Annotated in this window: 26 protein-coding genes and 1 tRNA gene; 11 read left to right on the plus strand and 16 right to left on the minus strand. The window is 62.7% G+C overall.

Annotated features, from left to right (window positions below; genetic code table 11):
- Positions 1–154 precede the first annotated feature (154 nt).
- Positions 155–1,789 carry a M28 family metallopeptidase gene (locus ABAC460_RS30135; RefSeq protein ID WP_023452336.1) on the plus strand — a complete coding sequence of 545 codons (1,635 nt, stop codon included), beginning with the start codon at positions 155–157 and terminating at the stop codon, positions 1,787–1,789.
- Between the two features lie 11 nt (positions 1,790–1,800).
- On the opposite strand, the gene ABAC460_RS30140 is transcribed toward ABAC460_RS30135, so the two are convergent.
- Both ABAC460_RS30140 and ABAC460_RS30145 read right to left on the minus strand, forming a co-directional pair.
- Positions 1,801–2,139 carry a hypothetical protein gene (locus tag ABAC460_RS30140; protein ID WP_023452337.1) on the minus strand — a complete coding sequence of 113 codons (339 nt, stop codon included), beginning with the start codon at positions 2,137–2,139 and terminating at the stop codon, positions 1,801–1,803.
- Positions 2,140–2,148: 9 nt separating this feature from the next.
- On the minus strand, positions 2,149–2,469 hold the full coding sequence (locus ABAC460_RS30145) for a hypothetical protein (protein ID WP_155914585.1): 321 nt from the start codon (positions 2,467–2,469) through the stop codon (positions 2,149–2,151).
- Between the two features lie 215 nt (positions 2,470–2,684).
- Between ABAC460_RS30145 and ABAC460_RS30150 the strand changes: the two genes are divergently transcribed.
- On the plus strand, positions 2,685–3,299 hold the full coding sequence (locus ABAC460_RS30150) for a DUF1134 domain-containing protein (RefSeq protein WP_023452339.1): 615 nt from the start codon (positions 2,685–2,687) through the stop codon (positions 3,297–3,299).
- Here ABAC460_RS30150 and ABAC460_RS30155 read toward each other — a convergent pair.
- The 3 genes from ABAC460_RS30155 to ABAC460_RS30165 are packed head-to-tail and all read right to left on the minus strand — an operon-like array spanning position 3,294 to position 5,960.
- The gene (locus ABAC460_RS30155; RefSeq protein WP_023452340.1) at positions 3,294–4,301 is read right to left on the minus strand and encodes an oxidoreductase; all 1,008 of its coding nucleotides are present in this window, start codon (positions 4,299–4,301) and stop codon (positions 3,294–3,296) included. The genes ABAC460_RS30150 and ABAC460_RS30155 overlap by 6 nt on opposite strands.
- Positions 4,298–5,332: a Gfo/Idh/MocA family oxidoreductase gene (locus ABAC460_RS30160; RefSeq protein WP_023452341.1), complete on the minus strand. Its 1,035-nt coding sequence runs from the start codon at positions 5,330–5,332 to the stop codon at positions 4,298–4,300. The genes ABAC460_RS30155 and ABAC460_RS30160 overlap by 4 nt, the downstream gene beginning before the upstream one ends.
- Positions 5,325–5,960: a TIGR02466 family protein gene (locus tag ABAC460_RS30165; RefSeq protein ID WP_023452342.1), complete on the minus strand. Its 636-nt coding sequence runs from the start codon at positions 5,958–5,960 to the stop codon at positions 5,325–5,327. Before ABAC460_RS30165 ends, ABAC460_RS30160 begins: the two co-directional genes overlap by 8 nt.
- A 147-nt stretch (positions 5,961–6,107) precedes the next feature.
- Here ABAC460_RS30165 and ABAC460_RS30170 point away from each other — a divergent pair, with 147 nt between their 5' ends.
- Positions 6,108–8,219: a glycoside hydrolase family 97 protein gene (locus ABAC460_RS30170; protein ID WP_023452343.1), complete on the plus strand. Its 2,112-nt coding sequence runs from the start codon at positions 6,108–6,110 to the stop codon at positions 8,217–8,219.
- Between the two features lie 105 nt (positions 8,220–8,324).
- On the opposite strand, the gene ABAC460_RS30175 is transcribed toward ABAC460_RS30170, so the two are convergent.
- From ABAC460_RS30175 to ABAC460_RS30205, 8 genes are all read right to left on the minus strand, one after another.
- Positions 8,325–8,696, minus strand: a complete 372-nt coding sequence (locus ABAC460_RS30175) for a DUF805 domain-containing protein (RefSeq protein WP_023452344.1) — start codon at positions 8,694–8,696, stop codon at positions 8,325–8,327.
- Complete coding sequence (locus tag ABAC460_RS30180; protein WP_023452345.1) at positions 8,696–9,220, minus strand: DUF805 domain-containing protein; 525 nt, start codon at positions 9,218–9,220, stop codon at positions 8,696–8,698. Before ABAC460_RS30180 ends, ABAC460_RS30175 begins: the two co-directional genes overlap by 1 nt.
- A 46-nt stretch (positions 9,221–9,266) precedes the next feature.
- Positions 9,267–10,094, minus strand: coding sequence for a M23 family metallopeptidase (locus ABAC460_RS30185; RefSeq protein ID WP_023452346.1), 828 nt, complete (start codon positions 10,092–10,094; stop codon positions 9,267–9,269).
- Between the two features lie 2 nt (positions 10,095–10,096).
- Positions 10,097–11,020 (minus strand): hypothetical protein, encoded by a 924-nt coding sequence (locus ABAC460_RS30190; RefSeq protein WP_023452347.1) that lies wholly within the window; start codon positions 11,018–11,020, stop codon positions 10,097–10,099.
- A 164-nt stretch (positions 11,021–11,184) separates the two neighbouring features.
- Complete coding sequence (locus tag ABAC460_RS30195; protein ID WP_023452348.1) at positions 11,185–11,934, minus strand: SIMPL domain-containing protein; 750 nt, start codon at positions 11,932–11,934, stop codon at positions 11,185–11,187.
- Between the two features lie 109 nt (positions 11,935–12,043).
- A complete protein-coding gene (locus tag ABAC460_RS51110) occupies positions 12,044–12,913 on the minus strand; it encodes a CatB-related O-acetyltransferase (RefSeq protein ID WP_023452349.1) in 870 nt (289 codons plus the stop codon).
- 36 nt (positions 12,914–12,949) lie between these two features.
- Positions 12,950–13,025: transfer RNA gene (locus tag ABAC460_RS30200), tRNA-Ile, on the minus strand.
- A gap of 58 nt (positions 13,026–13,083) precedes the next feature.
- Entirely contained in the window at positions 13,084–14,358 is a 1,275-nt protein-coding gene (locus ABAC460_RS30205) for an MFS transporter (RefSeq protein ID WP_023452350.1), read from the minus strand.
- Positions 14,359–14,373: 15 nt separating this feature from the next.
- Here ABAC460_RS30205 and ABAC460_RS30210 point away from each other — a divergent pair, with 15 nt between their 5' ends.
- Entirely contained in the window at positions 14,374–15,057 is a 684-nt protein-coding gene (locus ABAC460_RS30210; RefSeq protein WP_162150297.1) for a TetR/AcrR family transcriptional regulator, read from the plus strand.
- Between the two features lie 14 nt (positions 15,058–15,071).
- On the opposite strand, the gene ABAC460_RS30215 is transcribed toward ABAC460_RS30210, so the two are convergent.
- From ABAC460_RS30215 to ABAC460_RS48110, 3 genes are read right to left on the minus strand one after another with little or no spacing between them, the layout of a single operon-like run.
- Entirely contained in the window at positions 15,072–15,356 is a 285-nt protein-coding gene (locus ABAC460_RS30215) for a GNAT family N-acetyltransferase (RefSeq protein ID WP_023452352.1), read from the minus strand.
- A gap of 60 nt (positions 15,357–15,416) precedes the next feature.
- On the minus strand, positions 15,417–16,475 hold the full coding sequence (locus tag ABAC460_RS0124225) for a hypothetical protein (RefSeq protein ID WP_023452353.1): 1,059 nt from the start codon (positions 16,473–16,475) through the stop codon (positions 15,417–15,419).
- A complete protein-coding gene (locus tag ABAC460_RS48110) occupies positions 16,472–17,206 on the minus strand; it encodes a hypothetical protein (protein WP_023452354.1) in 735 nt (244 codons plus the stop codon). Before ABAC460_RS48110 ends, ABAC460_RS0124225 begins: the two co-directional genes overlap by 4 nt.
- Before the next feature lie 216 nt (positions 17,207–17,422).
- On the opposite strand from ABAC460_RS48110, the gene ABAC460_RS30220 reads away from it, so the two are divergent.
- From ABAC460_RS30220 to tatC, 7 genes are all read left to right on the plus strand, one after another.
- The gene (locus tag ABAC460_RS30220; protein WP_031236457.1) at positions 17,423–18,214 is read left to right on the plus strand and encodes an SPOR domain-containing protein; all 792 of its coding nucleotides are present in this window, start codon (positions 17,423–17,425) and stop codon (positions 18,212–18,214) included.
- A 1-nt stretch (position 18,215) separates the two neighbouring features.
- Positions 18,216–19,301: a beta-N-acetylhexosaminidase gene (nagZ, locus tag ABAC460_RS30225; RefSeq protein ID WP_023452356.1), complete on the plus strand. Its 1,086-nt coding sequence runs from the start codon at positions 18,216–18,218 to the stop codon at positions 19,299–19,301.
- Complete coding sequence (locus ABAC460_RS30230) at positions 19,298–20,173, plus strand: segregation and condensation protein A (protein WP_023452357.1); 876 nt, start codon at positions 19,298–19,300, stop codon at positions 20,171–20,173. Before nagZ ends, ABAC460_RS30230 begins: the two co-directional genes overlap by 4 nt.
- On the plus strand, positions 20,170–20,814 hold the full coding sequence (scpB, locus tag ABAC460_RS30235) for an SMC-Scp complex subunit ScpB (protein WP_023452358.1): 645 nt from the start codon (positions 20,170–20,172) through the stop codon (positions 20,812–20,814). Before ABAC460_RS30230 ends, scpB begins: the two co-directional genes overlap by 4 nt.
- Positions 20,815–20,921: 107 nt before the next feature.
- The gene (locus ABAC460_RS30240; RefSeq protein ID WP_023452359.1) at positions 20,922–21,113 is read left to right on the plus strand and encodes a twin-arginine translocase TatA/TatE family subunit; all 192 of its coding nucleotides are present in this window, start codon (positions 20,922–20,924) and stop codon (positions 21,111–21,113) included.
- A 36-nt stretch (positions 21,114–21,149) separates the two neighbouring features.
- Positions 21,150–21,680 (plus strand): Sec-independent protein translocase protein TatB, encoded by a 531-nt coding sequence (gene tatB / locus ABAC460_RS48855; protein WP_023452360.1) that lies wholly within the window; start codon positions 21,150–21,152, stop codon positions 21,678–21,680.
- Complete coding sequence (gene tatC / locus ABAC460_RS30250) at positions 21,677–22,639, plus strand: twin-arginine translocase subunit TatC (RefSeq protein WP_023452361.1); 963 nt, start codon at positions 21,677–21,679, stop codon at positions 22,637–22,639. The genes tatB and tatC overlap by 4 nt, the downstream gene beginning before the upstream one ends.
- Positions 22,640–22,701: the final 62 nt, after the last annotated feature.

A 22,701-nucleotide genomic window follows, 5' to 3' on the forward strand; every position in this document is an offset into this window, starting at 1 on the left:
TCCCCACTTCGTAGGGAGGAGGGAGCTTGTAAATTCCGCCTGTGTTAGATTTTTACGGTAAGAGTAAGGAGGATTTCGTTACATTCGAAAGGATGTCCTTGACACCGGCGGTGCAGCTTCTAGCATTCGCCGCCTGAGCTTTCCGGAGGTTTCCATGTTCAAGTCCGTGCTGCTGGCGTCCGCCGCCCTGATTGTCGCCATGCCGTCCCTGGCCCAGCCGGTGATCAGCGCCACGCGCATCTCCCAGGACATCAGGGTCGTTTCCTCCGACGCCTATGCCGGCCGCGGTATCACCACCCCGGCCGAACAGAAGACGATCGACTTTCTGACCAAGGGCTTTGCGGCCGCCGGCTTTGAGCCCGGTGGTCCCGACGGCAAATGGACCCAGGACGTCCACCTGCGCCAGTTCAAGGTCGTCGATCCCAAGGTCAACCTGGCCTTTGCCGATGGCTCGACCCTGGACCTGCGCCAGGGCGAGGAGATTACTGTTTCGACGCGGGGCACCACGTCGGATGTCAGCTTCGCCAAGACCCCGATCGTCTTTGTCGGCTATGGCGTGACCGCGCCGGAACGCGGCTGGGACGATTTCAAAGGCGTCGACGTCAGGGGCAAGATCATCGTCGTGCTGATCAACGACCCGGATTTCCCGGAGCCGACGCTGAACACTTTCAACGGCAAGGCCATGACCTATTACGGCCGCTGGACCTACAAGTACGAGGAGGCCGCCCGCCGCGGCGCCGCCGGCGTTATGATCATCCACGATGCCGATGCCGCCTCCTACGGCTGGGCGACGGTGAAAAATTCCAACACCGGGCCGAAGTTCGACATCGTCCGCCCCGACCCGTCGGCCACCAGCCCGAAACTGGAGTCGTGGATCAGCCTGGATACGGCGCAGAAACTGTTCGCCGCCTCGGGCCAGGACCTGGGCGCGCTGCGGGTTGCTGCCCGGTCGAAGGATTTCAAGCCGGTGGAACTGAGCGCGACACTGAACGGCAGCTACAAGGTCAATGCGACGGAGATCGTTACCCGAAACGTCATCGCCCGCCTGCCAGGCACCAGCCGGCCGGACGAAACCATCGTCTATGGCGGTCACTGGGACCATCTCGGGACCGGAACGCCGGACGCCGATGGCGATGCTATCTTCAACGGCGCCGTCGATAACGGCACCGGGATCGCCGCCCTGCTGGAGTTGGCGCGCACCTATGGCAAGGGCCCCAAGCCCCAGCGCAGCGTGGTGATGATCGCCTTTACCGCCGAGGAAAGCGGTTTGCTGGGTTCGGAATATTATGCCAGCAATCCGGTCTATCCGCTGAGCAAGACCGTGGCAGGCATCAATATGGACGCCTTGAACGTCAGCGGCCGGACCCGTGACGTCGCCGTAACCGGCTATGGCCAGTCGTCGCTGGAGGACATGCTGAAACTCTACGCCGCCGGTCAGAATCGTACGGTAGTGCCCGAGCCGACGCCGGAGGCGGGTGGCTTCTTCCGGTCCGACCATTTCCCGTTCGTCAAGCGCGGCGTGCCGATGCTGGATGCGCATTCGGGCGATGACATGGTCAAGGGCGGAGTCGCTGCCGGCCGTGCGGCGCATGAGGACTATGAAGAGAAACGCTATCACCAGGCCAATGACGAATGGTCGGCCAAGTGGGACCTGTCGGGGATGGTCGAGGATGTGACCCTGTATTATCGCATCGGCTATGCGCTGGCCAATTCGGACTTGTGGCCGACCTGGCGCGACTCTTCGGAGTTCAAGGCTGCCCGTGACAAGACGGCGGCGGAGCGGAAGTAGCGTTCAAACGCTCAGTAATTCACAAAGCAAACGCCGTCGACCATGCGCGGAAACCCACTTTGCGCGTTGAATATGTAGGCAGATATCAGAAGGGCGAGCAGCACCAGCGGTGGTATCATCCAGCCGATGCGTCGTTTGTAGATCGCCACGTAAACTGTACAGCTGAAAATGAGCACGGTGTGAATGGCAAGGTTGGCGAGTTCCGCTGTGCTCTGTTGTTCGCAATACGGGCGATAAACCGATAGTCGGCTTCCGACAAGCATCAGGCTTGGGATCAGAAGGTATGCGGCGAGTACAGGCCATAAGGCAGGTATGGGGGCGGGCGGTAATTTTCCGAAAGTTCTGTCCATGAGCCGAGCCTAAACCACGCCACAGCCGGAATGGCCTTCGACGCCGACGTAAGAGGTGGCCACGCCGGAGATGGAGAGCAGTTGCAAGGCAACCCAAAGCAGCAAGGGCGCCATCCAGATCAGCCGGTGCTTCGCAAATACGCCTATCAGTCCGGTCAAGACCAGAACCCCCAGGCACAGGCAGAGGCCCGCCATTGTCTCGATCGTCAGGCCGGCGCAGGAGACTGACTGACGGACGAAAAACAAACCCAGGCCCAAGCCATAGGCTACCGCAACAAGCAGGGCGGGCGGCACCGGAGATTTGCGCGGCTGGCCGAAAGTCCTATCCATGTCTTTCCCCTCTTGTTGCCTCAGCATGCCACAGGTCGTGACGCCTGTCGAACCGGCGTTCACCATTGGGGCGAAGTTGCGGCGGGACCTCGCCTCAATCGCGACACAGCGCGCTGGCAATGTCACGATAACGGGATGGGCGCGTAAGGATTTATTGGTAAATCATACCTTAAGCATACGGCGACCGATCCCTTGTCCTGTCAGGAGAGTCGCTTATGCAGCGCCGTCATTTCATCGCCGCCGGTATGGCTGCAACCGCCCTTCCGCTGATTCCCGGCCTGGTTCATGCTCAGGATGGGGCCGTTGAACCCGCGCCGGAAAGCGAAGGCGAAGGCAAGGCCAGCACCTATAGCCGCGATGAGATCCTGGCCGCCGGATCCGATTTTCTGGGCGTCACCGTCGAAGCCCTGGGCGGGGCGCTGGAAAAGATTTTCGCCGATTATGGCGAGCATCCGACCGCCTATATCGCCGGCGAAGAGGCCTCGGGCTCGGTCGGCATCGGGGTGCGCTACGGCAAGGGCAACCTGTTCATGAAGGAAACACCCGATCCGGTGCACCTGTACTGGCAAGGGCCGTCGATCGGCTTCGACACCGGGGCCAATGCGTCGCGCGTCTTCTCGCTGGTCTATAACCTGCGTGAGCCGATCTATATGTACCGCCGCTTCCCGGGTGTCGAAGGTTCGGCCTATTTCATCGGCGGATTGGGCGTGACCTATCAGCGCGCCGAAGGCATTGTGCTGACGCCGATCCGCGCCGGGGTCGGGTTCCGGCTGGGCGCCAATATCGGCTATATGAGCTTCTCGAAGAAGCGCCGTATCCTGCCGTTATAAGGCAATGCGGCGGCCTTCGCGGGCGCTGCGGAAGCCGGCTTCGATCACCTGCATGACTTTCAGCGCGTCTGTGGCCGGGACCGGGTTGGGTTCGCCGGCCGAGATGGCGCGGGCGATCGCCTGGTAGTAGGCGAGGTAGTTGCCGGGCGCACTGACGATAGATTCCGTTTTTCCGGAAATGTCCGTAAGGTGGCCGTCACGATCGCCGCCCCAGCCGTCGTCACCTGGCGTGCGGCCCGCCTTCAGCATGTCTTCCTGCGGGTCCATGCCGTATTTGATGAAGGCGCCCTTGTCGGCCTGGACCTCGAACGCCGGGCCGACACTGAGCGTCATCATGCTGGAATGCAGGATCACCCGCAGCGGACCGTAGAATAGCGTGGCATGGAAGAAATCGTCGGTTTGGGCACCGGGGCGTTGGGGGGTGATGTCGGCGGTGATGGCTTGCGGCCAGCCGAACAAGGTCAGGGCCTGGTCGATCAGGTGTGAGCCCAGGTCGAACCAGATGCCGGAGCCCGGACCGTCGCGTTCGCGCCAGCGGTTGCGCACCTCGGGCCGCCAGCGGTCGTAACGTAAAACGACTTGATAGGGTGCACCCAGGCGGTCGCGAATACGGCTGTAGGTCAGGAAATTGCTGTCCCAGCGGCGGCAATGAAAGACCGACAGCAGTTTGCCGGCGCGGCTGGCGTGGTCGACCAGGGCCTGGCCTTGCGCCACGTCGAGGCAGAAGGGCTTGTCGACGACCACATGCTTGCCGGCATGGAGCGCCGCGTGGGCTTGGGGCGCATGAAGGTCGTTGGGGGTGGCGATGACCACCAGTTCGATGGCCGGATCGGCCAGAGCGTCTTCGAAATTTGTCACGCGCACGTCGGTCACGGCGGCGTGGACATCATCGGGGCGGGAGGAGACGATCGTGGTCAGGTCCAGGCCTTGGGCGGCGCGGATCAGCGGTGAATGGATGGTCTTGCCGGCATAGCCGAAACCGATCAGGGCGGTGCCGATCATGGGTACACCTCCAGCCGGCGGCCGTCACGGGCGCTTTGCATGCCCAGGTCGAGCAGGTGTTGTACCAGCAGGGTGTCAGCTATGGCGACGGGTGGTGGCGCACCGTCGCGGATAGCGGCCGCCATTGCCGTGTAGAAGGCGCCGTAATCGCCCGGGCCGGATTCGATGTCACGGGCATCGCCGACGGTTTCGCCTTCGGCCGGGGTAAACCGCGCCGGAACGGGATCGATGCCCCAGCCTTCGCCGCCGGGTACGCGGCCAGTTTTCAGCATGGCTTCCTGGGTGTCCTCGCCGAATTTCACGAAGCTGCCTTTAGCGCCGTGGATGGCGATAACGGGCGAGGGGGCCGGTGTGGTCATGCAGGCGCGCAGGGTGACGCGGAAGTCTTGATAGCCCAGGATAACGTGGAAGCAGTCATCGACCACTGCGCCCACACGCTGCGGAAAGATATCGGCCATGAGGGTGCTGGGCTTGCCGAACAGGTGCACCGCCTGGTCGACCAGGTGGGAGCCGAGATTGAGCCAGATGCCCGAGCCGCGACGCTCATTATCGCCCCAGCGCGCCGGGTTGACCACGCGGACGCGGTCATAGCTCAGCGTAGCGTCGCTTATCCTGCCAAAGGCTCCCTCGGCCAGCAGCTTGCGGGCGGTCAGGATATGGCCGTCCCAGCGGCGGTTCTGGAAAGCCGTGACGATACGGCCGGTTTGGGCGGCGTGGTCGGCGATGGCGCCGGCCTCGGCTGTGTCAACGGCGAAGGGCTTGTCGATGACCAGATGAAGTCCGGCGTCCAGCGCATGGGCCGCCAGGCCGGCATGGGTGTCATTGGGCGTGCAGATGACGGCGAGGTCGAATTCGCCATGGTTCAGGGCGGTCGCCAGGTCAGAGAAGACGGCCGTATCCGGCCAGGCGGTGGCGATCTCGTCGCGGCGGCTGGAGACCATACCGGCCAGGTCCAGGCCGGCCGCCTTGATCAGCGGGGCGTGAATAATCCGGCCGCCATAGCCGTATCCGACGAGCAGGACCCTAAGCATAGTTGAAACTGATCGAAATGCGCGGCTCTTCGCTGAGATTGATCGGCACCTCATGGCGCAGCCAGCTTTCCCACAGCAACAGAGTGCCACGCAGCGGTTGGAAGCTGATGAAGTTCTGACGGTCCGGGCGGCCGGAGAGGCGGCGCAGCGGTGCCGCCATCATCTGGGGCAGGCGCGGGTCCTCGAACTTGATGGCGCTGGCGCCTGGCGGGACCGAAACATAGAAGGTGCCCGACACGGCGCAGTGTGGGTGGATATGCCCCGAATGGGTGCCGTACTGGTCCAGGATGTTGATCCACATCGACACCAGTTTGAGCTTGCGGTTGTTGAGGTCCAGCTCGATCTGGGTGGCGTAGGTATTGACGTGGATGTCGAGCTGGCGCTTCAGGTCCTCGAACACCGAGGCGTGTTTGGAGACGTCTTCGATCGAGGCATAGGAGGTGTAGCCGAGATAGCCATGCTTCTGGCTCCAGTCCTGGCCGGTTTCATCATCGTCGGCCATGCCGCGGCAGGTGTCCTCCAGCTCGTCGAGCGTGGCGTTGAAGCCGGCGACCTTGGTCAGGTCGGCGCGGTAGATCTCGGTGACGAACAGCCGCGACAGGTTGGGCGAAAGGGTAAGGTCGGTCATGGCGCTACCTATCCGCAAAGCCCGGATCAGGGCAAGACCGGAAAACCCGGTTCCGGAATACGTATTCATGACACCGGGGTCTGTTACCGCTTCCAAGGATCGATTATCCCTGCGTCAACCAAATAATAAGCGTCAGAGGAAGCCACCATGAAGTTCGCCCGTTCCGTATCGGTCATGACCCTGGCTGTGGCCATGATGGGGGTGTTTTCCTCCGGTGCCATGGCCCAGGACGTCGCACCCGCCGTCGACGTATCGCAAAGTACCCAGGGTGTAGCGAAGTACCAGACCGTGGGTTCGGCCGATTCGCCGGACAAGGTGCTGCATGTCGATGTCATGCTGACGGGGGACGGCAACCTGGCCTATCAGGTGCTGCGCAACGGCCAGCCGGTGATCGAACCGTCGCGGCTGGGGTTTATCCTTGCCAATGCCCCCAAGCTGGACCGCTATTTCGTTTTCGACAAGAGTGCCGTCAGCAGCCACGACGAGACCTGGGACCTGCCGTGGGGTGAGCGCAGCCATGTCCGCAACCACTATAACGAACTGCGCGTCGATGTCGCCCAGCCGACCTGGGACAATCGCAAGATGGCCGTGGTCTTCCGTATCTATGACGATGGCGTGGGCTTCCGCTACGAATTTCCGGATCAGGCGCCGCTCGAAAAGGTCGAGATCATGGACGAACTGACCGAGTTCGCCGTGGCCGATCCGGCAACCGCCTGGTGGGCTGTCGCCGGCGAGTGGAACCGCGAGGAATATGTTTACAAGGAAACCCCGCTGAAAGAGGTCAGCGAGGCCCAAAGCCCGATGACCCTGAAGACCGACAAGGGTATCTACATCTCATTCCACGAAGCCGCCCTGGTCGACTATGCCGGCTATTGGCTGCGCCGCGTCGATGGTCAGCGGTTGAAGACACGCCTGGCGCCGTCGGCCCTGGGCGCGCCAGTGGTGCGTGAGGCGCCGTTCACCACGCCGTGGCGGACTATGCAGATCACGGATTCTGCGGCGGCGCTCTATAACGGTTCAGACCTGATCCTGAACCTCAACGAGCCCAACAAGCTGGGCGATGTGTCGTGGGTGAAGCCGTACAAATATGTCGGCATCTGGTGGGGCATGCACCTCAACACCTGGACCTGGGAAGCCGGCCCGCGCCATGGCGCGACGACCGAGCATACCAAGGCCTATATGGACTTCGCCGCCCAGAACGGCTTCCGCGGCGTGCTGGTCGAGGGCTGGAACAAGGGCTGGGAAGACTGGTTCGGCAAGGGGTTCAACTTCTCCTTCACGCAATCCTATCCCGATTTCGACCTGGCGGATATCTCGGCCTACGGCCTGAAGAAGGGCGTTCACCTGATCGGTCACCACGAGACCTCGGGCAATGTCGCCAATTACGAGCCGCAGATGGCGGACGGCTTCGCCCTGTACGAAAAGTACAAGGTCGATTCGGTCAAGACCGGCTATGTCGTCGATGCCGGTGGGGCACGGGTCAAGGGGCCGGATGGCTCGATCCGTTATGCCTGGAACGACAGCCAGGAGATGGTGCGTCATTTCGAGCTGACCGTGACCGAGGCGGCCAAGCACCATATCGCCATCGACACCCATGAACCGATCAAGGACACCGGCCTGCGCCGGACCTATCCCAACTGGGTGTCGCGCGAAGGCCAGCGCGGCATGGAATACAATGCCTGGGGCGACCCGCAGAATCCGCCCGAGCACGAGGCCAACCTGATCTTCACCCGGATGCTGACCGGACCGATGGATTTTACGCCGGGTATCCTGAGCCTGCAGGGGCAGGGCAAGCCCATCCCCTCGACCCAGGCCAAGCAATTGGCGCTGTATGTGGTGCTGTACTCGCCGATCCAGATGGCGGCCGACCTGCCCGAGAACTACGCCAAGTACCCCAAGCCGTTCCAGTTTATAAAGGACGTGCCGGTCGACTGGGAGCAAACCGTCATGCTGAACGGCGAGATCGGCGACTTCGCCACTATCGCCCGCAAGGACAAGGCGTCGGACAACTGGTATGTCGGCGCCGTGACGGACGAGCAGGCGCGCGATGTCGCGGTGCCGCTGGGCTTCCTGGAGCCCGGCCGCAGCTATACGGCGCAGATTTATCGCGACGGTCCCAATGCCGGCATGGAGGGCGATGCCCGCTTCGATATCGTCATCGAAAGCAAGACTGTGACGGCAGCGGATACGCTGAAGATCCGCCTGGCGCCCGGTGGCGGCATGGCGATCCGTCTGGTCGCCGGTAAGAAGGCGAAATAGGGTTCAAAATTGATCTGCGGCGGTTTCCGGCCGCCGCGGATCGGGACCATAGCGATTGGCCCCGTTATTGCCGGGAACGAAACATAAGGCGATACAGAGAAGTAGCTACAAGCCGCTGATCCAGTTGCCTATTACGAAGACCGGGACGATGTGGTTCAGGTCCTGAACGGGCTGTCCGAACAATGAACCGGCGATGGTGTACAGCAAGGGTATAGCTGCCGGGGCAACCAACCATCCAGACCAACCCGCATCATGCAAGCGGCGCGCACTCGCCACGCCAAGGACATAGCCCGCGGCGAGGGGGAGAGCATTCTGTGCGATCTCTGGCATCGCTTCCACATTGGCAATTCCCGCTACTACCGTCTGGACGACGAAGATAAACGCCACGCCTAGCATGAACGTCACCGCGAACCATAGGCGTCGCACCCGTCCAGCGGGTGAAAAAAGAAAAAGCAGGATTTTCGACGACGAACCCATCAGAAAATGTCCGACGCGCCTTTTGCAATCTCGCCAGGAGCCTGACCATACCGGTTGCCGTCCCGGTCTCCGGGCAGAAGCGCCAAGGCGAAAACGAGTCCGACGGCGTAAAGCGCCAGGCCATTTCCGATCCAGTAGAATCCTGCCCAGCGGCCATACATGGTTTGAAAATCGCTCGATGCGTCCAGGTAGTTTGCTACCCCGGCGGCAAGGCTGTTAAGGAGTGGGAGCAAAATCGGCACAGCCGGCCACCATGGCCATCCGACATCGTGCAGGCGTTTTACGGTGACCGAGAATCGAGGCCACATTAGAAGAACAGAGACTACGCCGTTGACGGCACTGACAACCATCCAGGATTTGTCCGTGACGCCGCGCTGCTGCAGCAGATGAGGGACGACCATCCACGCCACAACGAAAAGTATCAGCAGGATGGGTATTTGAAATATAGCAAACGGCACGCGCGACACCCGTCCGCGCGTCGAAAAGAAAAACGACCAGAATATAAACGGTGCTTTTGCGGCCATGGTGCCCCCTGCCCGGAGGCTAACACCATGGCCGCCATTTGAGCAACTATTCTACCGTCGCGCAGTCCGGGCCGGCCAGCTTGCGCTGATAGGCGTCGACCAGCGCCGTATAGGGCGGGACGAAGCTGTTGGCGGCCAGCAGCGTGCCGTCACTCATGGTTTCGGCCTGGGCGACGCGGATCTCGAAGTGCAGGTGGATGGTGGTCGGGGTGTCACCCATATTGTTCGACACCAGGCCGATCTTCTGGCCGCGGACGACATGGTCGCCCATGGCGACCCGCAGCGACGCCGACTGCAGGTGCAGGTAGCGATAGATGCGGTGCGGGCTGGAATTGCCGGTCAGGGCGACCGTATAGGTGCCGACCTGGGTGATGACGCCGTCTTCGGTGGCCACGGCCCAGTGCAGGTTGGCCTTGCAGGTTTCCGGACGGATGTCCTGGCCCTGGTGGCCCTGGCCCGAGCTGCAGACGACATTGTTCCACGACCGGGTTTCGCAGAAATTGTCACGCCAGGGCATGGAATAGTTGGCGGTGGCGCATTGGCCGCCCGACGGGCCGTTGGAGCCGCCGGCATTATAGACCTGGCTGTTGGCATAGGCCGCGCCGGCCAGCGGGAAGCACATGCCCGGCGCCCAGTTGGAGACGTCGGTATAGCCAGCGCCGGAGCCGGGGATCAGGTCGCCGGCAGCATTGTGCGGGAAGTCGACCATGGCGATCGACGATTCCGACGAGGACGACGATTCCGAGGCGCTGGCGGTTTCCGACGCCGACGATGTCGCGCTGCTGCTGGACGAGGTCGAGCCGGTGCCGGTCGGTTCGCAGGCCGTCAGGGCGGCCAGGGAGGCGAGCAGGATCAGGGATGCTGTCTTTTTCACGCTCAGCCCCCCTTGGTGATGTTGCTGATGGTCTTGGAGACCTGGTTCAGCCAGTTGCTGTCTTCCTTGACCTGGACCTCGGCTTCCTTTTGCGCCTCGCTGCCCATGGTGACGTCGTCCATCTGGGCGATGACGTCGCGGATATAGGCGTCGGTCTTGCAGTCGGGGGTATTGATGCTGTCGCAGGAGACGTCGATCGAATAGACGACACCGTAGCGCGTGAAGGTGGCGGTCCAGCCATCCTCCATCTGGCCGATGCGGATGTCCTCGGCGACGCCGGCCAGACGCGCGAAGGGCCGCTTGGACACCGCGCCGCTGTCGCCGGGCACGAAGGTGCGGTTGCCGTAGACGGTCACCTGGACGCCGTTGCGGTTGGGCTGGGGCATGTTGATGGCATAGGCGTCACCGAAGCTGACCATCTTCGCCTTGGCCGTGTCGACCACGCCGCCTTCACGCGGCAGGATGACGGGCAGGCGCGTCTTGTCGAGATCCGGACGCGACAGGCGCGCCTTCAGGCCAGGGCGGACGGCCTTGGTCGTCTGCTGCCGGGTTTCCATGCGTTCGTTCTGCTTCATGGCGGCCTGCCAGTCGACCTTGGCCGGCGCCATCGGCTTGCGCAGCAGGACGGGCTTGCCGGCGACCAGATCGCCGCGGAAGGTGGTGCGGGCCGCCGGCGTCGGTGCAGCCGTTTTCGCGGGCTCCGCCAGGACGGCGCGATTGATCGGCTGGGCCGCCGTCGCGGCATCGGTTCCCTGAACCGTGTCGGCCTTGAGGCTTTGATAGGCTACGGGTTGATTGGGTGTGGTTTCGGCCGCCTTGTCCTGGGCACTGGCCGACAGGAAGGCGACGCCGCCCCCCAGCACGACGGCCCCGGTGGCGGCGATTAAGGCGATACGCGCAACTGCGGACTTGTCAGGCTTTGACATTTTGTCGGCACTCCCCAGCCATGGGCGCCGTCGTTCTTGTCGGCCCCTGAACAGCGTTTTGGAAGCTAACAGATGGTTAAAGCTTTGTCACGCCGGGGCGATGCGCAAAATAAAAAGGCCGCTCCACCTGTGGCGGAGCGGCCCCGGATCACCGTGAAAGTAGCCTATTCGAGTTCGAACACCGCCGAGACGCTGACGCTCAGCTGCAGTTCGCCCGACGCCACGGGGGTCGACTTGTCCATGGCGGCTTCGGCGCGCATGGCCATCATTGGCATGGGGTGGTTATAGACCGGACCACTTTCAGAGATGGTCTGGACGCGCTTGACCTTCATCCCGAGCGCCGAGGCGTACAGGTTGGCGCGCTGGGTCAGGGCCTTGACGGCCTGGGTGCGGGCCTGATCCATCAGGGCGTCGTCGTTCTTCAGGCCGAAGCTGATATTGTCGATCTGGTTGACCCCGGCGGCCAGGACGGCGTCGATGACGGTACCGGTCTGGTCCAGCTTGTTGACGCGCACGGTGACCTGGTTCATCGCCTGGTAGCCGGTGATCTTGGGCTGGCCGCCATTGTTATTGTTGTAGTCGTATTGCGGGCTGAGGTTCAGGCTGGAGGTCTGGATGTCCTTGGCCTCGATGCCGGCGGCCTTCAGCGCGGCCATGACCTGGTTCATCTTGACATTATTGTTCTTCATGGCGTTCGACGCATTGCCGGCCTGGGTGACGACGCCGAAGCTGACCATCGCCTTGTCCGGAGCGGCCGAGACCTCGCCATTGGCGGTCAGGGTGATCGTGGTCGGCAGGCTGGCCGGCGAGACATAGACGGGCTGGGCCGTCTGGGCGGAAGCGGCCACGGGAACGATCGCCAGGGCGGCGGCGCAGGCCGACAAGGTCAGGGCTTTCAGGATGGAGCGGGTCATAGTCAGTTCTTTCTCTCACAGGCAGCGAAATGTTTCGCCGTTGATAGGGGTTTACGGCTTGGCGGCTGAACGCGAACTGAATGAAATAAGGTGTAATTGTGGTAGGTGCTTATCCGCCGAAGGCGGCCGAGGCCTTTTCGAGCGCCAGGATGTCGCCGGACATGATATGGGGCAGGCAGGCCTGGATTTTCTCGTACTCCCAGTCCCACCACGACAATGCCAGCAGGCGCGCTATGGTAGCTTCGTCATGGCGGAAACGGATGATCCGCGCCGGGTTGCCGCCGACAATGGCGTAGGGCGGCACCGGTTTCGTGACGACGGCCTGGGCCGCAATGACGGCGCCGTGCCCGATGGTGACGCCGGGATTGATGACGGCATTCACCCCGATCCAGACGTCGGATCCGATGCTCACCTCGCCCTTGTCGACGTGATCCGGAATGTCCTGGGCCGCCGGCCAAAGGCCCTTCAAGGTCCCGAACGGGTAGGTACTGAAGGTATCCGTGTAATGGTTCGACAGGATGATTTTGACGCCCTTGGCGATGCTGCAAAAGCGCCCGATCGTCAGGCCGCCATATTCTTCATCGAGAACGTCCGGCGTGCCGTAGGTGTAGTCGCCGATAGTCCAGCCGTATTTGACGATCTTGTCCTCGAAGATCCGCCACGTCCAGGTAAACCAGGGATCCATGCCGGGAATGGCAGGCTCCAGATGCAGGGTCGGGTGCGACGCGCCCAGCAGGTGCTTCCCCGACAGGATGGTGTGTTTGCCCACCGTCTTGACGTTGTCGAAGCGGACGCTTTTTTCACCGTGCAGATTGTAGAAACACAGAAGGTCGTCCTCCAGACCCCAACGCGCCTCGTTGGGGTGGTCGTAACCCAGGATCCGGCCGTCTTCCGACAGACGCAGGGTGCTGGTGGTCGGATGGCGCCGGTCCAGGCTGAAGCGCCAGACGGTCTGAAAAAATTCACGCGGTAACGTCATAAGTCGCTCTATGGAATCAACACCAGACTTCGGAAGTGGTAGGCGAGGAGGGACTCGAACCCCCAACCAGACCGTTATGAGCGGTCGGCTCTAACCATTGAGCTACTCGCCCCCATGACAGGGCTCCCGAACCGGGAAGGCGGCGGTGCTAACACGCGTTGCGCGCGGTTTCAAGCCGCAGCCGGCGCCGGTTGCGCTTTCGGGCGAATGATGGTCAGGGCCAGCAGCGCCGCCAGCAGGCAAAGCGAACCGGCAATCAGGAAGGCCGGAACGTAGGTGTTGAACTCGGTGCGGATAAAGCCGGCGGTGAAAGCGATGCTGGCCGCACCCAGCTGGTGGCCGGCGAAGATCCAGCCGAAGACGATGCCGGCCTTGTCCTTGCCGAATTTTTCCGCAGCCAGTTTCAGGGTCGGCGGCACGGTAGCGATCCAGTCCAGGCCGTAGAAGACCGCAAACGGCGCCAGGCCGAAGAAGGTGAACTCCGCATTGGGCAGGAACAGCAGCGATACGCCACGCAGGCCGTAATAGGCGAACAGAAGCCAGCGCGAGTCGTAGCGATCCGACAGCCAGCCCGAGCCGATGGTGCCGATGAAGTCGAACACCCCCATCAGCGCCAGGACGCCGGCGGCGGTGACGGCGATCAGGCCGTAGTCGCCGCAGAAGGAGACGAAGTGGGTCTGGATCAGGCCGTTGGTCGAGGCCCCGCAAATAAAGAAGGTCCCGAACAGCACCCAGAAGGTACGGGTCTTCGCCGCCTCCTTGAGCACGGTGAACGGCTGCAGGTTCTGGGCAGGGGCGGCGGTGTCAACCTTTGTATCGCCATAGGCCGGCAGGCCGACATCCGACGGACGGTCGCGCATCAGCAGCAGGACCAGGACGAAGGCCATGGCCAGCAGGCCGCACACCAGGATCAGCGCGGTGCGCCAGCCGAAGGCCGCATCCAGCCGGGCGATCAGAGGCAGGAAGGCCAGTTGCCCGGTGGCCGACGAAGCGGTCAGCAGGCCGATGACCAGGCCGCGGCGGTGGCTGAACCAGCGCGTCGCCACGGTGGCGCCCAGGACAACGGCGGTCATGCCGGCGCCGACCCCGGTGAAGATCCCCCAGAAAATCACCAGTTGCCACATGTCCTTCATGACCATCGACAGCGTCAGTCCGCCGACGATCAGGGCCAGGGCGCAGGCCACAACCCGTTGCAGGCCATAGCGCATCATCAGCCAGGCGGCGAAGGGGGCTATGGCGCCGAACAGGAAGAGGCGCAGGGCCAGGGCCGACGAAATCTGCGCCGTCGTCCAGCCGAACTCTTTCTGCAATGCCGGCATCAGCACGCCGGGCGCGCCCAGCGCGCAGGCCGTGGTCAGCATGATCAGGAAGGTCAGGCCCGCCATGACCCAGCCGTAATGGATGTTGCGGTGCTTCAGGGCGGCGGCGAGGGGCGTGGACAGCATGATGAGTCACTTTACATGATCAATGTCATGATTGCATTTATGTCGGCAATCATGTATAGTCAACGCCAAATATCGCAAACAAACTGCCAAACCATCAGGCCAAAAACATTAGGATTGCCCTTCGTGAAGACCTCCCGCGCCACTGTCGAAAATAATCGCCAACGCCTTTTGCAGACAGCTTCGGCCCAGGTGCGAAAGCGCGGCATCGATGGCTTGAAGGTGGCCGACCTGATGCGGGAGTGCGGCTTGACCCATGGCGGCTTCGGAACCTATTTCGACTCCAAGGAAGACCTGGTTGCCCAGGCTTGCGAGGCAACGCTTCAACGCCAGTCCGAGCGCATCGGCCGGGCGGTGGCGACGGGTGATTTTCGGACGGAACTTTTGGGTCTTTTCAATCGTTATCTGTCGCAGGAAAAGCGCGACAATCCCGACCAGGCTTGCCTGTTTCCCTGTCTGGCAGGTGATATGCCGCGCCAGCCGGATTCGGTGCGGGCGATCTTCACGAGCGGGTTGAAGGACTATCTGAAAGGGATGCAGGCCCTTCTGGGGGGCGATGAGGCCGAGGCGATGGCCGTGATGTCGACCCTGATCGGCGCCATGGTGCTGTCGCGCGCGGTCGACGATGTGGAGTTTTCAGACCGCCTGCTCGAGGGCGTGCACGATCAGCTAACGGATGCGCATGCAGCTATTGACTGCTGAAGTCCGCAGCCGCGCTATCCGGCCATGTCGGCATATTCGTCATGCCGGCGGATCCAGGCCGCGGCATAACCGCAGATCGGGATCACCTTCAGGTCTCGCTCGCGCGCCGCGTCCATAACACCGCGCATCAGACGCCCGGCCGTGCCCTTGCCGCGCAAGGCCGGCGGTGACTCGACATATTCGATGTACAGCGTGTTGCCGTTGATACGGTAGTCGGCAACGGCGGTGGCGCCGTCTTCGCTCAGCTCGAACCGGCCGCGGGCCGGATTGTCGATGACGTCGGACATGGAACTGGACATGGGAAATCTCCTCGGCGGGTCAGCCGAAAAGATAAGAACCCGGCCATAAGCGCGCAATACCTACCAGGCTGCGCTTTCACAGCCGTTGCCGGCCAGTTTACGTTCGTAGGACGCCACCAGGGCATTGTACGGCGGGACGAAGGTGTTGAGCGGCCGCAGCGTGCCGTTGACCTGTTCGGCGACCGACAGGCGAATCTCGAAGTGCAGGTGGACCGTTGTATAGGAGGTTCCACCCGGACCGAAATCGCCGACGCGGCCCAGCCGGCGGCCGGCCTTGACCACGGTGGTCGTGCCTTCCAGCGGCTGCCAGTGAGCAATGAAATCCGGATCCATGTGCAGATAGCGGTAAATGCGGTAAGGCGGATTCACCGCCCGCAGGGTCAGGGTGTAGGAACCGACATCCTTGATGACGGAGTCTTCCGCCGCCACCGCCCAGTGCAGGCTCTTCTGGCAGGTTTCCGGGCGAATGTCCTGGCCCTGGTGGCCCTTGGCGCTGTGGCACAGGCTGTTGTCGCCTGACCGCTTTTCGCAGAAGTTGTCGCGCCACGGATACTGATAGTTGGACGGGTCGCACGACGTGCCGCGCAGATTGTTGTAGGCCGTCAGCCAGCCCGACTGTTTCGGATTGCTGTAGGCCTTGTTGTACCAGGCATCATATTGTGCCTTGGACGCCAGGGCTTCGGGCGTGGCCCAGCCTTCGCCGCCGGGACGGTAGACCTGGCTGTTGGCGTAGGCCTTGCCTTCGAGCGGGAAGCACATGGCAGGCGACCAGTTGTCGACATTGACATTGGCTCTGTAGCCCGGGTCGGTATTGCTGGCGGCTGCCCAGGGCAGGGGCACCGTGGAGGAGGTCCACGACCAGGGCGCCAGGTCCGTCGCCGGCAGGTAGGTGAAGCCGCCCGGGGCCGAACTTTCGGCCGATGCCGCGACCGAGGCCGTTTCGGATGCCGCGGGCTCGCCGGCAACCGGCGACGCGGCCGATGACGACGAAGCGCTGCCCATGGGGATGACCGGCAGCCCGTACTTGGCGCCGTTGCATTGATACAGCACCCCAGCCAGGAGGATCAGGAGAATGACGGCGATAACCGCGCCGCCGCCGGAACCGCGGTTTCTGCTCATGGTTTCACCGGGTTATTGCTGCTGGCGACAGGACGCTGTTTCAGGACATCGCGGTTGACCGGAACCTTGACCGTGTCGGTCGGTCGCGGCGGTGTCGTCGTGTTGCCGCCGGTGGCGGCAATCCATTCACGTTCCGCCCGCGCACCCAGCACGACCTCGGTCATCCCTGCGGCGATCTTGCGGATATAGGAAGAGTCTTGGCAATAGCCCGTGGCCGGCTCTTCGTCGCAGATGACGTCGATCGTGTAGGCCATGCCGAAGCGCGAAAAGCTCGCCGTCCAGCCGTCTTCGGTCTGGCTGAAAAGGACTTCGACCTGTTGGCCGCCCATGTCGACCTGATCGAACTTCACGCCCTTCACCATGCCGGGTGAGGCCGCGACGAAGACGCGCGTGCCGCTGAGCAGGACGGACAGGCCCTTCACGGGCTGGGGCAGGTTGATGTCGTAGACGTCGCCCAGCGAGGTGAAGGCCAGACTATCGCGGCTGACCCCGGTCGAGGCATCCGGCAGGAGGATCGGCAGCGTGGTGGCGTCGACCTGGTCGGTTCGGGCGCGCAGGGAGCGCGTGGCCCTGGTTTTGGCGGCGATACCGGGATTGTAGACGCGCGACAGGGTCTTCCAGTCGATCGCCGCGGGGGGCAGGGTGGGCGGTGGACCGGCGTCCTGGGCCTGGGGCGCGGTGACGCTGCCGGTTAAAAGGACCGCCAGCACCAGGGCGGTCCATGGTAACATTTTGGGCAATATCTTGCCGTTCACGATAGTTGCCCCCTTGGGCCAGAATGCTTAAAAATCAAAGAGAATATGCAACAAAGGTGACACCATAACAGGGATATCCTGCCGTGTCGCGCACAGGCTTAACAATTTCCGAAACTGAACATTTTTGGCCACAGGGGTGTCAAAATCGTATTGCAATATCTATTCTCTTCGCCCTCTGACTGAGAATCAGCCATGATTCGTCATCTGCGGTTTCGGCCGTGTCAGGGCTTTTGTAATTTACCGGCCTCGGCCAAGGACTTCAAACCCATGCTGGACAAGGATCGCGGTACCTATTCGCCTCCGACGGAAGACAATCTCAGCTATGAGTCGCGCCGCACGGCGTCGCGCGACCAGGCGCCGCTGACGTTGATTATCAGCGGCATCGTGTTGGTGGTCGTGCTGCTGGCGGCCGTGCTGTTCTACAATTCCGGCCTCAGCAACAAGGGCCGTCTCCCGCTTGAGGTCGGCGACACCCTGGGGGAATTCCGCGACGAAAAGGTCACCGACGCCAAGGTGCTGAGCGAGGAAGACATGAACGCCGGCACCGGCGAGGCCAAGTTCGCGCCGGGCTCCGAAATCCCGACTCTGCGCGATTCCGCAGCGTCGGCCGAAACCAATGTCGCGCCGCCGGTGGCCACGCCCATCGAAGGGCCGCTGCCGTCGCAGAAGCCGGTGGAAACGACTCCGGTGCCGGCGCCGGCCGCCGAAACCAAGCCGGAAGCGAAGCCGCAGCCCATCGCTTCCAGCGGTACCAGCGCCGTGCAGATCGGCGCCTTCAACAGCCAGGAACTGGCCAATGCCGAATACGCCAAGGTCGCGTCCAGCTTCGGGTTGTTCGTCGGCGGCGCCGGCAAAAGCATCCAGAAGGTCGAGACGGAACGCGGCACCCTGTATCGCGCCACCTTCACCGGCCTGTCGGCCGAAAAGGCCAAGTCCTTCTGCGCCGCCCTGAAGGCGGCCAGTCGTCAATGCATCGTCCGGTAAGATGGCAAGGAAGGGCAAACTGGCCGATGTCCGGGCCTGTATCCTGGGCGTCAGCGGCCTGGAACTGACGGCGGAAGAGCAGCGCTTCTTTCACGACCATCCGCCGCTGGGCTTTATCCTGTTCCGGCGCAATGTCGAAACGCCGGAGCAGACCAAGGCCCTGGTGAATGCGCTGAAGGCCTGCGTCCGTCATGATCCGCTGATCCTGATCGACCAGGAAGGCGGCCGGGTGCGCCGCCTGCGCCCGCCGCACTGGCCCGATTATCCGCCCGCCGCGCGTTTCGCACAGGTGTGCAATGACCCGTCGGAACAGCGCGAGATGGTGCGCCTGGGCGCGCGGCTGATGGCCAACGACCTGCATGAATTGGGCATCAATGTCGACTGCGTGCCGGTGCTCGATGTGCCGCAGCCCGGTGCTCACGACATCATCGGCGACCGCGCCTATGGTTTGACCGCCAACGACGTCGCCGTCATGGGCCGCGCCGCCTGCGAAGGGTTGCTGGCCGGCCGTGTCCTGCCGGTCATCAAGCATATTCCCGGTCATGGCCGGGCAGGGGCCGATTCACACACCGACCTGCCCAGGGTCGATACGAAACTGGACGAACTGCTGAAGGTCGATTTCCATCCCTTCCAGGTCAATGCCGACATGCCGATCGCCATGACCGCCCATGTGCTCTACACGGCGATCGACAAGCGCAACACGGCGACGACCTCGAAAAAGTGCATAAAAATGATCCGCGAGGTCATCGGCTTCGATGGCCTGCTGATCTGCGACGACCTGTCGATGAACGCCCTGACCGGCGACCTGCATCACCGCGCCAAGGCCTCATTGAAGGCCGGATGCGACGTCCTGCTTCACTGCAATGGCAAGCTGGATCAGATGAAGGCCGTCATGGCCGAGACGCCCAAGCTGCGCCGGGACGCCCTGCGCCGGGCCGAAGCCTGTCTACGCCGCCTGGTGACCGTGCCTGAGCCTTTGGATGTCGTCGATGCCCGGGCGCGTTTCGATGTTGTCCTGGCGCGGGGCGCGCCGCATGAGGCCAAGGTCGATCCGACCGAAGTGCTGGCTGGAGCCCCCGCAGCATGAGCCGGGAACGGGCCGCACCTTCGGGGCTCGACCACGACGTCCGTCAGTCGAGGCTGGACTTTGACGGTTCGGCGCCCGACGCGCCCGAGGAAATCGCCCCCGACGAAGCCCTGGTGCTGCAGCTCGACAGTTACGAAGGCCCGCTGCATGTGCTGCTGGCCCTGGCGCGGTCGCAGAAGGTCGATCTGCTCAAGATTTCGATCACCCGCCTGGCCGAACAGTACCTGGCCTTCATCCAGGAGGCGCGCAAGCTGCGTTTCTCGCTGGCGGCCGATTACCTGGTCATGGCGTCATGGCTGGCCTATCTCAAGTCACGCCTGCTTTTGCCCAAGACCGAGCGCAAGCAAGGCAACGAACCAGCGCCGGAAGACCTGGCCGCGGCCCTGGCGTTTCGCCTGAAGAAGCTGGAAGCCATGCGCAAGGCTGTCGAGGCCCTGACCGAACGGCCGCAGTTGAAGCGCGACGTCTTCGCCCGAGGTGACCCAGAGGCGCGACTGATCATTCCGTCGTCACGGATTGAAGCCAATGTTTTCGACCTGATGAGCGCCTATGTTACCCAGCGCCGGCGTGAGACCGAGCGCCATTACGATCCGTCGCGGCGCATCGAGGCCTATTCGCTGGAAGACGCGCGCGACAATCTGCGTTTGAAATTGCCGTCGCTCAATAACTGGACGTCGCTGGACGAGGTCGCGCCGCAGCCGCGCTCGCCGGAAGGGCCCAAGCGCATCTCTTACCTGGCTTCGACCCTGTCGGCGTCGCTGGAACTGACCAAGGAGGGGCAATTGCAACTGCAGCAGCTGGCCACCTTCGATACCCTGTACATGCGCAAGCGCACCCCGCTTATGCCGATCCCGGAGGTCAAGCCGGAATGACGCCCGAGACCCTGGAACGCGCCATTGAGGCGCTGTTGTTTGCCGCCGCTGGCCCGCTGTCGGCCGCCGAACTGGCTTACCGGCTGCCGGAAGGCGCCGAGGTCGGCCAGGCCCTGGCCTCGCTTAAGGCGCGTTATGCCGGCCGCGGCGTGGCGCTGGAGGTCATCAATGACCGCTGGCAGTTCCGTACCGCCGCCGATCTGGGCTACCTGATGGTCGAGGAGCGCGAGGAGCCGCGGCGCCTGTCCAAGGCGGCGCTGGAAACCCTGGCCATCATCGCCTACCACCAGCCGGTCACCCGCGCCGAGATCGAAACCATCCGTGGCGTCGGCCTGTCGCGCGGGACCTTGGACGTGCTGCACGAAATGAACCTGATCCGGCTGCGCGGCCGCCGGCGGACACCGGGGCGGCCGGTGACCTATGGCACGACGGAGACCTTCCTGGAGCAGTTTTCGCTGCCCAGCCTGGCCGACCTGCCGGGCGTGGCCGAAATGCGCGCCGCCGGCCTGCTGGACCTGAATGTGCCGGCGGACTTCATGGTGCCCGATCCATCCTCCGGTCAGGTTCTGGAGGATGCGGCGACCCTGGAAGAGCTGGAAGAAGTGGAATTTGCGCAAGATTTCTTCGAAGACAAGGCATAATCGGCGCAAAAATGCTTCCTAATTCCGACATAAAAAGCCTATAAGGGCTGAAATTTGCATTGTGCCCGCCCCATGTATGAGGCGAGAGGCGCCAAGGAGAGTTGTAGATGGGTGGATTAAGTATCTGGCACTGGCTGTTGGTTGCCGCTGTCGCTTTGCTGCTGTTTGGCGGCCGCGGTCAGATTTCCAACCTGATGGGTGACGCTGCCAAGGGTATCAAGGCGTTCAAGGACGGCCTGAAAGATGGCGACGAGGACGACAAGAAGAAAAAGACCGACGGCGAAGAGCCCAAGGCTTAATCGTCTATCCCTAACGTTTAAGAGAAAGCTGCCATCATGTTGCCCGGTCTCGGCGGCAGTGAGCTGATTATCATTGCAATCGTTGCCCTGGTCGTCGTCGGGCCGAAAGACTTGCCGAAGCTTCTGCGCAATATCGGTAAGTTTGTCGGCAAGATGCGTAACATGGCCGACGACTTCAAATCCTCGTTCGACGACATGGCCCGCCAGAGCGAGCTGGACGACCTGCGCAAGGAGGTCGAAGCTCTGCGTCAGAACAACCTGACCAGTTCTCTGCAGACCGAGATGAAGGCCATCGAGAGCGATGTCCGCGACAGCCTGACCAAGACCGATGTCGCCGCGGGCAAGCCCGTGGAGCCGGTAGATCCCCAGATGGACGGCTTGCCGCCGAAGTGGGATGCCGGCCAGACCGAGGTCGCGGAGGCCGAGCCTGCCGTGCCACCGGTCAAAAAGCCGCGTAGCCGCAAGCCAAAGGTCGTTGCCGAGGCTGTGCCGGAGCCCCTGCCGGAACCGGTTGCGGAACCCACCGTTACCCCTGTTAAACGTTCGCGCCGGAAAGCCGTTTCGTGACTGATACCCTGCCGCAAACTATCGCCGTCGAGGACAAGCATAAGCGCAGCCTGGTCACCAAGGGGCAGGCCACGGCGCATGAGGCCGATGACGCCGATATCGAGGCCTCGCGCGCGCCGCTGATGGATCACCTGATCGAACTGCGTACGCGGATCGTCATCATGGCGGCGGCCTTCCTGATTGCCTGCGTCGGCTGTTTCCTGGTCGCCAAGCCGATCTACGAGTTCCTGCTGCACCCGCTTAAGGTGGCCAGCGCCATGCTCGAACAGAGCAAATTGCACGGTCACGGCGGTAACCCGTTCGAGATGATGTACGTCCTGCTGGGGCTTAAGCAGGTGCCCTTGACGAAGGACCTGGCGCTGATTTTCACGGCGCCGCTGGAATTCATCTTTACCCAGATGAAGATGGCCATGTTCGGCGGTATCATCGTCAGCTTCCCGGTCCTGGCCTGGCAGTTGTATGGCTTTGTTGCGCCGGGGCTGTATCGCCGTGAACGCAATGCCTTCCTGCCGTTCCTGATTGCCGCGCCGCTGATGTTCGTCCTGGGCATGGCCCTGGTCTATTTCATTATCCTGCCGACGGTTTTGTGGTTCTCGCTAAGCCAGCAGGTCGTGGCGCCCGGCGTGGCCATCACCGCCATGTACAAGGTGTCGGACTACCTGTCGCTGATCACCACCCTGATGCTGGCTTTCGGCTGCTGCTTCCAGCTTCCGATCGTGATTTCGCTGCTGGGGCTGACCGGGATTCTGACCTCGAAGATGCTGGCTTCCTTCCGCCGTTACGCCATCCTGGCCATCGTGGTCGTGGCCGCTGTGGTCACGCCGCCGGATCCGATCTCGCAGTTGATGCTGGCGATCCCGATCGTGCTGCTCTACGAAATCTCGATCCTGTGCGTGAAGATTATCGAGTGGCAGCGCAAGGGCAAGCCCGTGCCTGCGGATACCGAGGTCGAAGCCTGAGGCACATTTTGGGTTTGCCCAAATCACCGGCTTTGCGTATCTAGCCCGATAGTTTTTACACC

The organism is Asticcacaulis sp. AC460, assembly GCF_000495795.1.
Classification (GTDB): Bacteria; Pseudomonadota; Alphaproteobacteria; order Caulobacterales; family Caulobacteraceae; genus Asticcacaulis.

What these genes read in the sequence shown, in the direction of transcription:
- ABAC460_RS30135 (WP_023452336.1), top strand. Translation starts at nt 155, where the DNA reads ATGTTCAAGTCCGTGCTGCTGGCGTCCGCCGCCCTGATTGTCGCCATG.
- ABAC460_RS30140 (WP_023452337.1), bottom strand. Translation starts at nt 2,139, where the DNA reads ATGGACAGAACTTTCGGAAAATTACCGCCCGCCCCCATACCTGCCTTA.
- ABAC460_RS30145 (WP_155914585.1), bottom strand. Translation starts at nt 2,469, where the DNA reads ATGGATAGGACTTTCGGCCAGCCGCGCAAATCTCCGGTGCCGCCCGCC.
- ABAC460_RS30150 (WP_023452339.1), top strand. Translation starts at nt 2,685, where the DNA reads ATGCAGCGCCGTCATTTCATCGCCGCCGGTATGGCTGCAACCGCCCTT.
- ABAC460_RS30155 (WP_023452340.1), bottom strand. Translation starts at nt 4,301, where the DNA reads ATGATCGGCACCGCCCTGATCGGTTTCGGCTATGCCGGCAAGACCATC.
- ABAC460_RS30160 (WP_023452341.1), bottom strand. Translation starts at nt 5,332, where the DNA reads ATGCTTAGGGTCCTGCTCGTCGGATACGGCTATGGCGGCCGGATTATT.
- ABAC460_RS30165 (WP_023452342.1), bottom strand. Translation starts at nt 5,960, where the DNA reads ATGACCGACCTTACCCTTTCGCCCAACCTGTCGCGGCTGTTCGTCACC.
- ABAC460_RS30170 (WP_023452343.1), top strand. Translation starts at nt 6,108, where the DNA reads ATGAAGTTCGCCCGTTCCGTATCGGTCATGACCCTGGCTGTGGCCATG.
- ABAC460_RS30175 (WP_023452344.1), bottom strand. Translation starts at nt 8,696, where the DNA reads ATGGGTTCGTCGTCGAAAATCCTGCTTTTTCTTTTTTCACCCGCTGGA.
- ABAC460_RS30180 (WP_023452345.1), bottom strand. Translation starts at nt 9,220, where the DNA reads ATGGCCGCAAAAGCACCGTTTATATTCTGGTCGTTTTTCTTTTCGACG.
- ABAC460_RS30190 (WP_023452347.1), bottom strand. Translation starts at nt 11,020, where the DNA reads ATGTCAAAGCCTGACAAGTCCGCAGTTGCGCGTATCGCCTTAATCGCC.
- ABAC460_RS30195 (WP_023452348.1), bottom strand. Translation starts at nt 11,934, where the DNA reads ATGACCCGCTCCATCCTGAAAGCCCTGACCTTGTCGGCCTGCGCCGCC.
- ABAC460_RS51110 (WP_023452349.1), bottom strand. Translation starts at nt 12,913, where the DNA reads ATGACGTTACCGCGTGAATTTTTTCAGACCGTCTGGCGCTTCAGCCTG.
- ABAC460_RS30205 (WP_023452350.1), bottom strand. Translation starts at nt 14,358, where the DNA reads ATGCTGTCCACGCCCCTCGCCGCCGCCCTGAAGCACCGCAACATCCAT.
- ABAC460_RS30210 (WP_162150297.1), top strand. Translation starts at nt 14,374, where the DNA reads ATGATCAATGTCATGATTGCATTTATGTCGGCAATCATGTATAGTCAA.
- ABAC460_RS30215 (WP_023452352.1), bottom strand. Translation starts at nt 15,356, where the DNA reads ATGTCCAGTTCCATGTCCGACGTCATCGACAATCCGGCCCGCGGCCGG.
- ABAC460_RS0124225 (WP_023452353.1), bottom strand. Translation starts at nt 16,475, where the DNA reads ATGAGCAGAAACCGCGGTTCCGGCGGCGGCGCGGTTATCGCCGTCATT.
- ABAC460_RS48110 (WP_023452354.1), bottom strand. Translation starts at nt 17,206, where the DNA reads ATGTTACCATGGACCGCCCTGGTGCTGGCGGTCCTTTTAACCGGCAGC.
- ABAC460_RS30220 (WP_031236457.1), top strand. Translation starts at nt 17,423, where the DNA reads ATGATTCGTCATCTGCGGTTTCGGCCGTGTCAGGGCTTTTGTAATTTA.
- nagZ (WP_023452356.1), top strand. Translation starts at nt 18,216, where the DNA reads ATGGCAAGGAAGGGCAAACTGGCCGATGTCCGGGCCTGTATCCTGGGC.
- ABAC460_RS30230 (WP_023452357.1), top strand. Translation starts at nt 19,298, where the DNA reads ATGAGCCGGGAACGGGCCGCACCTTCGGGGCTCGACCACGACGTCCGT.
- scpB (WP_023452358.1), top strand. Translation starts at nt 20,170, where the DNA reads ATGACGCCCGAGACCCTGGAACGCGCCATTGAGGCGCTGTTGTTTGCC.
- ABAC460_RS30240 (WP_023452359.1), top strand. Translation starts at nt 20,922, where the DNA reads ATGGGTGGATTAAGTATCTGGCACTGGCTGTTGGTTGCCGCTGTCGCT.
- tatB (WP_023452360.1), top strand. Translation starts at nt 21,150, where the DNA reads ATGTTGCCCGGTCTCGGCGGCAGTGAGCTGATTATCATTGCAATCGTT.